The sequence below is a fragment of the Moorena sp. SIO1F2 genome (assembly GCF_010672755.1).
Lineage (GTDB): Bacteria > Cyanobacteriota > Cyanobacteriia > Cyanobacteriales > Coleofasciculaceae > Moorena.
Map to the genome: position 1 here is coordinate 1 of NZ_JAAHFV010000215.1, position 11,165 is coordinate 11,165.

General features: G+C 44.1%; 13 protein-coding genes. 9 read left to right on the forward strand and 4 right to left on the reverse strand.

The window, feature by feature from the left end; genetic code table 11:
* Positions 1-189: hypothetical protein (locus F6J94_RS22045; RefSeq protein WP_293044158.1), on the reverse strand; the 189-nt coding region annotated here is incomplete at its 3' end.
* A complete protein-coding gene (locus tag F6J94_RS22050; RefSeq protein ID WP_293044160.1) occupies positions 183-353 on the reverse strand; it encodes a hypothetical protein in 171 nt (56 codons plus the stop codon). The genes F6J94_RS22045 and F6J94_RS22050, both read right to left, overlap by 7 nt.
* Here F6J94_RS22050 and F6J94_RS22055 point away from each other — a divergent pair.
* Complete coding sequence (locus tag F6J94_RS22055) at positions 334-519, forward strand: hypothetical protein (RefSeq protein ID WP_293044162.1); 186 nt, start codon at positions 334-336, stop codon at positions 517-519. The two genes, F6J94_RS22050 and F6J94_RS22055, sit on opposite strands and share 20 nt — an antisense overlap.
* On the opposite strand, the gene F6J94_RS22060 is transcribed toward F6J94_RS22055, so the two are convergent.
* Positions 500-2,257, reverse strand: coding sequence for a sodium:solute symporter family protein (locus F6J94_RS22060; RefSeq protein WP_293044164.1), 1,758 nt, complete (start codon positions 2,255-2,257; stop codon positions 500-502). The two genes, F6J94_RS22055 and F6J94_RS22060, sit on opposite strands and share 20 nt — an antisense overlap.
* A gap of 36 nt (positions 2,258-2,293) precedes the next feature.
* Entirely contained in the window at positions 2,294-2,482 is a 189-nt protein-coding gene (locus F6J94_RS22065) for a hypothetical protein (protein WP_293044166.1), read from the reverse strand.
* A gap of 86 nt (positions 2,483-2,568) precedes the next feature.
* On the opposite strand from F6J94_RS22065, the gene F6J94_RS22070 reads away from it, so the two are divergent.
* The 8 genes from F6J94_RS22070 to F6J94_RS22105 form a co-directional block, all read left to right on the forward strand.
* On the forward strand, positions 2,569-4,218 hold the full coding sequence (locus F6J94_RS22070) for an ABC transporter substrate-binding protein (RefSeq protein WP_293044168.1): 1,650 nt from the start codon (positions 2,569-2,571) through the stop codon (positions 4,216-4,218).
* A gap of 242 nt (positions 4,219-4,460) precedes the next feature.
* Entirely contained in the window at positions 4,461-5,297 is an 837-nt protein-coding gene (gene ntrB / locus F6J94_RS22075) for a nitrate ABC transporter permease (RefSeq protein ID WP_293044170.1), read from the forward strand.
* A gap of 251 nt (positions 5,298-5,548) precedes the next feature.
* Positions 5,549-6,820, forward strand: a complete 1,272-nt coding sequence (iscB, locus tag F6J94_RS22080; protein ID WP_070391209.1) for an RNA-guided endonuclease IscB — start codon at positions 5,549-5,551, stop codon at positions 6,818-6,820.
* Between the two features lie 171 nt (positions 6,821-6,991).
* Complete coding sequence (locus F6J94_RS22085) at positions 6,992-7,876, forward strand: ABC transporter ATP-binding protein (protein ID WP_293044174.1); 885 nt, start codon at positions 6,992-6,994, stop codon at positions 7,874-7,876.
* Positions 7,877-8,578: 702 nt separating this feature from the next.
* Positions 8,579-9,022, forward strand: coding sequence for a cyanase (cynS, locus tag F6J94_RS22090; RefSeq protein ID WP_070391212.1), 444 nt, complete (start codon positions 8,579-8,581; stop codon positions 9,020-9,022).
* Positions 9,023-9,214: 192 nt separating this feature from the next.
* Positions 9,215-10,273, forward strand: coding sequence for a hypothetical protein (locus tag F6J94_RS22095; protein WP_293044177.1), 1,059 nt, complete (start codon positions 9,215-9,217; stop codon positions 10,271-10,273).
* Between the two features lie 5 nt (positions 10,274-10,278).
* Entirely contained in the window at positions 10,279-10,524 is a 246-nt protein-coding gene (locus F6J94_RS22100) for a hypothetical protein (RefSeq protein ID WP_293044179.1), read from the forward strand.
* Positions 10,525-10,728: 204 nt separating this feature from the next.
* A partial coding sequence (locus F6J94_RS22105) for a GTP-binding protein (RefSeq protein ID WP_293044181.1) occupies positions 10,729-11,165 on the forward strand: 437 nt, incomplete at its 3' end.

An 11,165-nucleotide genomic window follows, 5' to 3' on the forward strand; every position in this document is an offset into this window, starting at 1 on the left:
TGTCTGATTTACGGGATAATAGCTAGGTTGATTTATCTCCTCGTTACGACAAAGTTCGTAGTTAGATGGTTTCGGTTCGGTCATTTTTTTCTGGGCTTGAGAGTAGATAAAAAATACCACCCCGATTACTAAAATTACGATAACCAGGACGATTACTAAAGGGTTTTGGATATTTACAGTTTTTAACATAGTTTTAAAATGAGATGCCAAACTATGGTTTTTTTAAGGGAACAGGGAGTAGGGAGTAGGGAGTAGGGAATCGGGAGTAGGGAATCGGGGTAAGAAAATTGACTGTACCTGATAATTATGACAACCGCTTTAATAGTATAGTCGTTGCAATTACCTATCTCCAAACTTCTCATAATTTCCTATCTTTCCCACACTTCTCTATTTTTCCCACACTCCCCACCCTCCCCACACTTCCCACACTCCCCTCTCTTCCCCGATTCCCGATTCCCGATTCCCGATTCCCGATTCCCGATTCCCTGTTCCCTGTTCCCTACTCCCTACTCCCTTTAATCTGACGCAGCCACATCCATCCTAGAACGGCTATTACCAGAGACACCCAACCGGTCAAGGGCTTTAGCAACAAAAATCCTCCAATAGCTAACATTGCTCCAAACATTAGCAATATCGATGCCAGCACCCGTTTTAGATCGTGTTCCAAATCCTGGATTGGAGCTAAACCGGTGCGAAGCTGCTGACGTTTCCAGCCAGGCCCAGCTGGACGCACCCGTCGATAAAATTCATCTAAGGTGGTATCAGATTCTGGTGGCGTGAGTAACATCACCACTATCCACAAAACACCAGTAATTCCAGCTGTTACCAGCAGACGCCAACCAAAGTCAGGAATCTGAATAACTGGCACGACACTGGTACCAAACCCGACTACAAAACCAGCAACCATGGCGGTTAGTTCCGCAGCAGCATTAATCCGCCACCAGAACCAACGTAACATTAACACTAATCCCGGTCCGGTACCAATGGCAATTACTAACCGGAACACGGTGGCAACGTCTGTGGCAAAGAAGGCGGCAATGGCTCCTAAAACCGTGACCAGCACTGATGCGATCCGCCCCACTAAGACGAGTTCTGATTCTGTGGCTTGGGGATGCACAAAGCGCAAATAGAGGTCATTAGTGAGATAGGAGGCTCCCCAGTTAATGGAGGTAGAGACGGTACTCATAAATGCCGCAATCAGGGAGGTTACCACTATCCCGAGTATGGCTGGTGGCAAAAAGTCTAGCATCAGTTTGGGATACCCCAATTCCCGGTCTGGCAAATCTGGATAGATTACCATTGCGGCGAGGGCAACTAATATCCAGGGCCAGGTTCGGATTACATAGTGAAAGATATTGAATAGCCAAGCCGCTTTCTCGGCATCTGCTTCATTTTTGGATGCGGCCAAACGCTGGACAAATTCACCACCGCCATCACTGCGACGCCATGCCCACCATTGCAGGAACACATAGGCAGAGAATGTGCTAGCACTGATGCCAGCAGTTTCACTCCAACTAATGCCTCCGGAACCAACCGTGAGGGGAAAAAAGGCTAGTACATCCTGTTGGGTTACTTGTTGCACTTTTGGGATTAGTTGATGAATACCACCGACATGGTTAATGGCAACTACAGCAACTATCATTGCTCCGAGTAGGGCAAAAAAGAATTGGAAGAAATCTGTAGCTACTACGCCCCACAGTCCAGCAAAGCCAGCGTAGACTAAGACTAGAACACTGACTCCTAATACACTCCAGAGTTTTACACTACTGGCTTCGGGCGCAATCCCAAGGCTTTGCCAAATTTCTAGAGCACCTACGACTTTCACCATGGCTAGCATGGCATAGCCAATGGCAATACAGTTGATTGGTACAGCAAACAGAAAGGCTTTGGTTCCCCGTAATAGGGCAGCGATGGAGCCACCATAACGGATTTCCGTGAGTTCGGCATCAGTAACAATTTCTGACCGTCGCCACATCCGGGCAAAGATGTAAATCATGATCAGATGGGATATGCCAAAACTCCACCATTCCCAGTTGCCAGCAATGCCTCGATTGCCAACTACCCCGGCAATGTAGAGGGGGGTATCAATGGAGAAAGTAGTGGCAGCCATACTGGTCCCTGCTAACCACCAGGGGAGCGATCGCCCCGAAACAAAGAAATCAACAAGACTGCCGGAAGCCTTGCGAGAGAGGTATAGTCCTAACCCTAGGGACAAGACTAAGTAGACTAGGACAATCAGCCAATCAACGAGTTGCATAAATTCCGGTTGCTGCTCACGGATTGAGATATCATATCAGATTCCGATCTGGGGAGTGTGGGGAATCGGGAGTCGGGAATCGGGAATCGGGAATCGGGAATCGGGAATCGGGAATCGGGAATCGGGAATCGGGAATCGGGAATCGGGAATCGGGAATCGGGAATCGGGAATCGGGAATCGGGAAAAGAAGGTTCTAAAATAGCACAGGATTTTCGGTAGATGCAAAAAAAATCGAGGCTTATGTACTTTTAGCTACAAAAGACTTGGAAGCATCAGCCCTAACCTAACTACATCAACATATATATGTAGTTATGGTAATTTCATCAGTTACAGAGGCAACGGGAAAATGGGGTAACCTCGATTCCCAAAGAGGTAATCTGAGTGAATTAGATCTATGGTGTATGATTTGTGGTGGCGTCCACATGACTGCTGAACACTGGAAATTTATGGCAGAAGATATGCCTAAAGATCCAGTGGATATGATCGAAGACCTCACAAAAATGGGAGTTTATAAACCTGATACATTTAAGATGGCAGATGCGGTTAATGCTGCTGATATTAGAAAGGCACTGCTACTAAAAGTAGCTGGTAAAGGGGACCCGAAGAGGGAGCAATTAGTTTTAGAGTTAGCTAAACAAGCTGGTGGTATCGAAAATGCTTTTGCCGCTGCCTTTGGTCCTAAAGCTGGAGAATTTTTCGGGGATGTAAGGCATTACAATAGTTTCAGCCGCCGCCGCTTCTTGAAAAATTTAGCAGTAGGTGCTGCATTAGTTACCCTAGCCAACTGTACCTCTAAACAGCAAACTCAGGATTTAAAGACCGGGGAGAATCAACCACCACCAAATGTAGACAGTCTGGAAAAAACAGACCTTAAAATTGGGTTTATCCCGATCACATGTGCCACTCCAATTATTATGTCTGAACCTTTAGGGTTCTACTCCAAGTATGGTTTTAATGCCAAAGTAGTAAAAATGCCTAGCTGGGGTGCGGTTAGGGATTCTGCGATCGCAGGAGAACTGGATGCTTATCATATGCTAGCCCCCATGCCTATTGCCATGACTTTGGGGTTAGGTTCCGCCACCTTTGGAGTTAAACTAGCTAGCATCGAGAACATTAACGGTCAAGCCATTACTGTAGCTAACAAATACAAAGGTAAAATTAACGGTCCCGCCGATTTCAAAGGCTTCACTATCGGTGTACCTTTTCCTTACTCCATGCACAACCTCTTAATGCGTTACTACTTGGCCACTGGGGGAGTTGATCCCGATAAAGATGTAAAAATTCGCCCTGTTCCTCCACCAGATAGTATTGCTCAGTTGGTTGCAGGGGATATCGATGCTTACTTGATGCCCGATCCCTTTAACCAAAGGGCTGTCTATGAAGACGCTGGATTTATCCACAAGCTTACCAAGGAGTTATGGGAAGGACACCCCTGTTGTGCCTTTGCCGCCAGCGATGCTTGGATTGAGGAAAACCCCAACACTTTCCGCTCCCTCAATAAAGCAATTATCGAAGCTGCAGGTTATGCCCGTAACCCAGCCAATCGTCCAGAAATTGCCAAAGCCATCTCCGAAAGAGCCTTTTTGAACCAGCCGGTGGAAGTGGTGGAAGCTGTACTAACAGGTAACTTTGAAGATGGTCAAGGTAACACCAAAGCTGTACCAGACAGAATTGATTTTGATCCCTATCCTTGGCAGAGCTTTGCGAATTGGATTTCTTCTCAGTTAGTGCGTTGGGATTTGCAAGGAGATGGAAAAGTCAAATCAGCAATCACCTCGGAAAAGTATGATGAAGTGGGTAAAGAAATTTTTCTGACAGATTTAGCTAGGGAATTGGCTCAGGAAGTGGGACAAACTCCACCTACAGAAATTTACCGTACAGAAACCTTGGAATTTGACACTTTTGATCCAGCTAAACCCCAAGAGTATGTGGATGAACAAATTAAAAAATACGGTTTCTAGAGGTAAGCATTTAGCCGTCAGCTATCAGCCGTCAGCCGTCAGCTTATTTTATTCAAAACCTGATAGCTGATATAGTAATCCTAAATCAATTGAGAGAATGTTTGTTCCCTGTTCCCTACTCCCTGTTCCCTGTTCCCTTTGCTATAGCTGATAGCTGATAGCACCTCAAGTAGCGTGCGCGTAGCGCTTAAGCTGACGAAGTCTACCTCACCAAGCTCTTTGCAGATAAAAGCAAATACAACATGACATCAATACCCAAAAACGTAACTCACAAAAAACAACAAATCACAATCTTTGAAAATGAAAACTTCAGAGCTCTGTTGCTATTTATCCTTTCCCTAGGCATATTTTTACTGTTTTGGGAATTAGGAGCAAAGATGAAGATTTTTGCTAAGGGTATGCCCACGGCTTCCCTAACCATTAAGGAATTATGGTATTGGGTAACCCATCCATTTTATGACAATGGACCTAATGATTTGGGTATTGGTTGGAATTTGCTAATTAGCCTGCGGAGAGTAGCCATTGGCTACACCTTAGCGTCAATCATTGCTGTGCCTTTGGGAATCTTGGTAGGTATTTCCAAAATTGCCTTTAAAGCCTTTAATCCCTACTTCCAGCTTCTTAAACCGGTTTCTCCCCTGGCTTGGTTACCTTTGGGGCTGTATATATTCCGGAACTCAGAGATGACAGGGATTTTCATTATTACCATTGCGAGTATTTGGCCAACCCTAACTAACACAGCGTTTGGTGTGGCCAATGTTAACCCAGATTACCTTGATGTTTCTAAAATTCTGGGCGCTTCTAAATGGCGCACGATTTTTAAGGTGATTATTCCCGCTGCCCTACCTAACATCATCTCTGGTTTGAGAATTAGTATGGGGATTTCTTGGTTGGTGATTGTGGCAGCAGAAATGCTATTGGGTACGGGTTTAGGTTACTTCATTTGGAATGAGTGGAATAACCTTTACATACCCAATATTCTCGTGGCAATTTTTATTATTGGGATTGTGGGTATTGTCCTTGATCAAATATTTGCCTATTTTGAAAAAATGGTTTCTTTCGGTAAAAACTCCTCGTAAACAACTCACCGCTAACTCACCCACGAGTATAGCGGGAGCTTTCCAGCTCAAAGTTTACCAGTCTAAGTTTTCAAAAAACTACGTTATTTCTAAGTGTTTAAGTTCCTACCTGGGGATGCGTAGCTAGTCCCCAGCTCTAGAACCTAATTATTAAACAGGTGTAATTGAGTTAAGCCAGTGTAATTAGGAAAGTACCGAGAAATAACTTTGACGAAGCTAACTTTACCCTAGCAATAGGAGAAAACACAATTATGCGTGTATTTGTACTTAACAAAAAGGGACAACCATTAGATCCATGTAAACCAGCGAGGGCTAGAATTTTACTCTCGACAGGGAAGGCAAAGGTCTATCGTCGTTACCCATTTACTATAATTTTGACGGAGGAAATAAAGGAACCAGTAACTCACGAGCATCAACTCAAAATAGACCCTGGCGCAAAAACAAGCGGTTTAGCTATTGTCCAAGGACAGCGAGTAATTTGGGGAGCAGAACTTACCCATAGGGGCTTTAAAATACGGGAGGCTTTAACCTCTCGCAGGCAATTAAGGAGTAGTAGACGGAATCGTAAGACTCGATACCGCAAGCCCAGGTTTCTTAATAGAACTAGACCAAAAGGTTGGCTAGCTCCTAGCCTGATGTCTAGAGTTAAAAACATTTTAACTTGGGTTAAGAAGCTGATTCGATTGTGTCCTGTTATAGGCATATCTCAAGAGTTGGTAAGATTCGACACCCAGAAGTTGCAAAATCCTGAGATATCTGGAGTCGAGTATCAGCAGGGTACACTTTACGGTTACGAACTTCGGGAATATTTGCTTGAAAAATGGAATCGTAAATGTGCTTATTGTGGGACAACAGGTACTCAGTTAGAAATTGAGCATATCAAACCAAAGTCTAAAGGCGGTTCCGATCGGGTTTCTAATTTAGCTATAGCATGTCACCCATGTAATCAGGCTAAATCCAGCCAAGACATTGAGCTTTTCTTGTCTAAGAAACCTAGCATCTTGAAACGCATACTCAATCAAGCTAAACGCCCCTTGGCTGATGCGGCTTCTGTTAATGTAACTCGTTGGAAGTTGTACCACAACCTAAAGTCAACCGGGTTGCCTGTTGAAGTAAGCAGCGGCGGATTAACTAAGTTCAATCGATGTCGTCAAAACCTTCCAAAAACTCATTGGTTAGATGCGGCCAATGTTGGAAAAGTTGAAACATTGATTGTTGAAGTAACCCATCCTTTACTGATTGCCGCCAAAGGTCATGGAACTCGTCAGCTTTGTCGAACCAACAAGTATGGATTTCCCATCCGTCACTGTTCAAGAACTAAAATTCACAGAGGTTTCCAAACAGGCGATATTGTACGAGCCGTGGTGACTAAAGGAAAGAAGGTCGGTACTTACGTTGGGCGAGTAGCCACTCGAAAATCAGGATATTTCAACATCTCAACTAAATCAGGGCTGGTACAAGGAATCAGTCACAAATATTGCAAATTTATTCACAGGAAGGATGGTTATGCCTATACAAATTAAATTTTGTCCTCCCTTTCCTATAGACGAAACCTTAGGAGATTGGAGCCTTATTACAACAGACTTAAACTTTAACTCACAGACTACCAACCACAAAGGCTCCAATCTCCTTACGGTAACTTCAAACACCGCTAAATCAAAGATTATAGCGGGAGTCTCCAGGGAGGCGGACAGATGAGTACTTCTTTTTCTTCCAAGGGCCGTAAGGTCATTAGTGACAATGACAGTGACGCTCAAATTTCATTACGTCATATTTCAAAAACTTTCTTTGGTAAAAAGGGTTGGTTTGATAAAATTACTGGCCAATCTTCTGCGGACTTTGTTGCTATCGAAGATATCAATTTAGATATTGAGCACAACACGTTTGTGTCGATTATTGGCCCGTCTGGTTGTGGTAAGTCTACCTTGCTGAATATTATCGCGGGTTTGAGTTCCGCCACTAGTGGCGAAGTGATTATCAATGGGCAACTTGTGACTCAACCAGGACCTGACCGGGGTATGGTTTTTCAAAACTATGCCCTTATGCCTTGGATGACTGTGGAAGGTAATATTAGGTTTGCGGTGGAAACTGTCTATCCTAAAATTTCTGCGAGGGAGCAAAAACGGGTTATTAAGGAAAATATCCAACTAGTGGGTTTAACCGGAGCAGAGAACAAACATCCTCACGAACTATCTGGGGGTATGCGACAACGAGTAGGTATTGCGAGAGCTTTAGCTATTAATCCCCAAATTTTGTTAATGGATGAACCTTTTGGTGCGTTAGATGCTCTGACTAGGGGCTTTTTACAGGATGAAATCGAGCGCATTTGGGAGCAGCAGCGTAAAACTGCCATTATGATTACCCATAGCATTGATGAAGCCCTGTTGTTATCCGACCGGATTGTGATGATGACCAAAGGCCCTGCGGCGCGTATTGATGAGGTGCTTGAAGTGCCTTTCCCCCGTCCACGCGATCGCACTACGGTTGAGCATCATCCTGCCTATATGGAACTGAAACAGGAAATGGAAAACCATCTATATCGGGAAACTAGAGCGGTAGAAGAAGCAAGAATTCAGTGACATACTCCTACACTGACTCTGCTCTTACAGAGCCGCTTCGCGAACGAGTGAGCGTGTAGGCTTCTTGCCAACTCCACCCAACGGTATCGGCTTTCGCCGACGCTGCGCGAACGGATACTCGGCAAGCTTTATTAACGACACGGTCAGAAGTTACCGCAAGAAGAGTGGAGCCTTTATGGTTAGCAGGCTATGCATAAAAGGGTTAAAACTTTATGATTAAGGCTCCACTCTTCTAAGGTTTCGTCTCCGGGATGCCCCTCCGCGCCGGAACAATACAAAAATTCGATTTTTTCGCGCTGCAAATAGCTGATAAACCAGCATTTAAGGCCTTTGGCCACGCTTCGCGAACGGCTTTGTTTATCAGTAAATATATTATAGCATTCCATACATACCCTGTGCAAAATTCATCCCACACCTAATTGTGGGATGAATTTTGCCGGACAGCTAACTAACTAAAAATCCTCCGTTGCGTCAGTCAAAGAATGAATAGCGGTAGAGTGGGCATCCTGCCCGCCCGAAAATAAGGAGGAAACTGGCAAGATGCCAGTTCTACACAAGATGCCAGTTCCACGCCTGATGCCCATTCCACGGCAAGATGCCTATTCTACCTCACTCTTAAAATCATTCCATTATTAAGCAACGCCAAAAATCCTCCGTTAGTGTAAAATACCAAAGATCGAAAATCAGGAGACATCAATTATTATGGCAATTGCAGAAATTACTAAACAGTTGTTAGCCGCAAAAAAAGAAAAAGGACTCACCTTTGAAGATTTGGAAAAAGTTGTAGGTAGGGATGAAACTTGGGTGGCTTCTGTAATCTATCGTCAAGCTAGCGCAGATATGGAGGAAGCCACCAAACTAGTCACCGCTTTGGGTTTACCAGAATCCGTAGCTGAAGAATTAACTGTGCCACCCCTCAAGGGTTCCCTAGACCCTCAAATTCCCACCGATCCCCTAATTTACCGCTTTTACGAAATTATGCAGGTGTATGGTATGCCGATCAAAGCGGTGGTCCATGAGAAGTTTGGGGATGGGATTATGAGTGCTATTGATTTTTCCATAGAAGTAGAGAAAGTGGAAGACCCGAAAGGCGATCGCGTACAAATAATTATGTGTGGTAAATTCCTACCCTACAAAAAGTGGTAGCTTAGGATGATTGATTCTGTCGGGGTAAACGTAAGTTATCCAGGTGCATTTCAATGCATGGTGTTTGACCCGGTGGTGCGTTACGGGCCGGGCTGTCTCAACCGATGTCAAGAGAGGGAAAATCAAGGGGAGCCCGCCCCTAACGCACCCTACGCTACTAATCTTAATGTGTAGTGCTATACCAGGGAATCAGTGTCAACTAAATCCAAAACCAAGAACACATTAAAACAGTCACATAAACGGCAATTGTCTGAGTACATCACAGCCTTAGTCTGGTCAAAGCAAGGTAATTATCTAGCTATTGTTACTGCTGCAGGAGAACTGGCTTTATGGCAACAGGGTAATCTCGAAATTTTGACAGCCAGCCATGACTATTCCCTAGACTGTGTGGGCTTTTCCCAAGATGGCAATTATCTAGCCACTGCTGGACAGGAAGGCAAGGTTAGTATCTGGCAATTGGGGGTAAATTCCCCCAAGTTTACGCTAAATACAACCCTGGATCAGGGCAATGCTTGGATTGACTCCCTAGGTTGGCATCCCCAAAAAAATCTATTAGCCTTTGCGGTAAATCGCCAGGTTAAGGTTTGGGATGTTGACCTAGGGCAACTAATGGCAGAGTTAAACTTTGCAGACTCATCAGTTTTCAATATAGCTTGGCATCCCCAGGGTAAATTGCTGGCTGCTAGTGGCCATGGTAGTGTTAAAGTCTGGAACATTGACAACTGGTCAGAGCCACCAGAAATGCTTGAAGTCCCTGGATCTAGTCTAGACTGTGCTTGGTCATCCCATGGTGACTATCTTGCTTCAGGTAATCTAGACCGCACTATTTCCTTACTTCACTGGGGTAATCCTTCCCCCTGGTTAATGCAGGGATTTCCCGGCAAAGTCAGTAAAGTTGTTTGGTCAAATACTTCTGATCCAGTTTTAGCTTCGTCTTGTCAAGATGCGGTAATTGTGTGGGAGTTTAACAACGAAATCAACAACTGGGAAAATCGTGTGTTACAACATGACCAAGCCATACAAGCAATTACCTTTGCCCCCAATTCATCCCTACTAGTTTCCGCTAGTAATGATGGTGGTATTCAACTATGGTCAAAGGCTCAAAAGCTTACCAAAATAGTCAGCGGAAAAATAAAATTTTCTTGTTTAGCTTGGAACCCTACTGGAGACTATTTAGCTGCCGGAGGGCAAAATGGTGAAGTAATAATTTTGCAAAATTCTATTTCCAGTTCCAGTCGAGGATTTGGTTAAGAACCATGAATTTATTTCAAACCTCTAAGTCTAAAACTAATTCAGCTAAAATTAGGGAAATCAAAAACTGGGTTTATCAGCACTTGGCAATAGATCCGGAAATACCTATTTCTGTTAGTCAGTTACAATGCCATGAACCAGATTGCCCTCCCTTAGAAACCGTCATTGCCATCATGAGAACACCTCCGCAACAATACAAGATTCATCAATCCATAGAACAAATTCAGGAACTAGACATTAAACAACTGTAAGCTATCAGCTATCAGCTATCAGCTATCAGCTATCAGCTAATGCTTCACAGGCTAGAAGCCTGTGCCACGAAAGAGGTTTATTTTAAACTGTTCGCGTAGCGTGAGCTTTTAGCTCACGGCTGACCACTGACGGCTGTTCGCGCAGCGTGCGCGTAGCGCATATGCTTACCAAAAACTTTAGACAACTAATTCATTATACTAGTCATGGTTGCAACTACTGTAAATAACGCTATACCCGTCACGGTTTTAACTGGCTATTTAGGAGCCGGAAAAACTACCTTACTCAACCATATCTTGACCTACGAGCATGGTAAAAAGGTAGCCGTAATTGTTAATGAGTTTGGGGAAGTTGGTATTGATAATAAGTTAGTTATCGATGCCGATGAAGAAATCTTTGAAATGAACAACGGTTGTATTTGCTGTACCGTGCGGGGAGATTTAATTAGAATCATCGGTAACTTGATGCGGAGACGGGATAAGTTTGACCATTTAGTGATTGAAACCACTGGGCTTGCTGATCCTGCCCCGGTAATTCAAACCTTTTTTGTGGATGAAGAGATTCAAACCCAGTTAGACCTTGATGCCGTGGTAACGGTAGTTGATGCTAAGCATATTTTAGAGCACTGGGATAGTGATGAAGC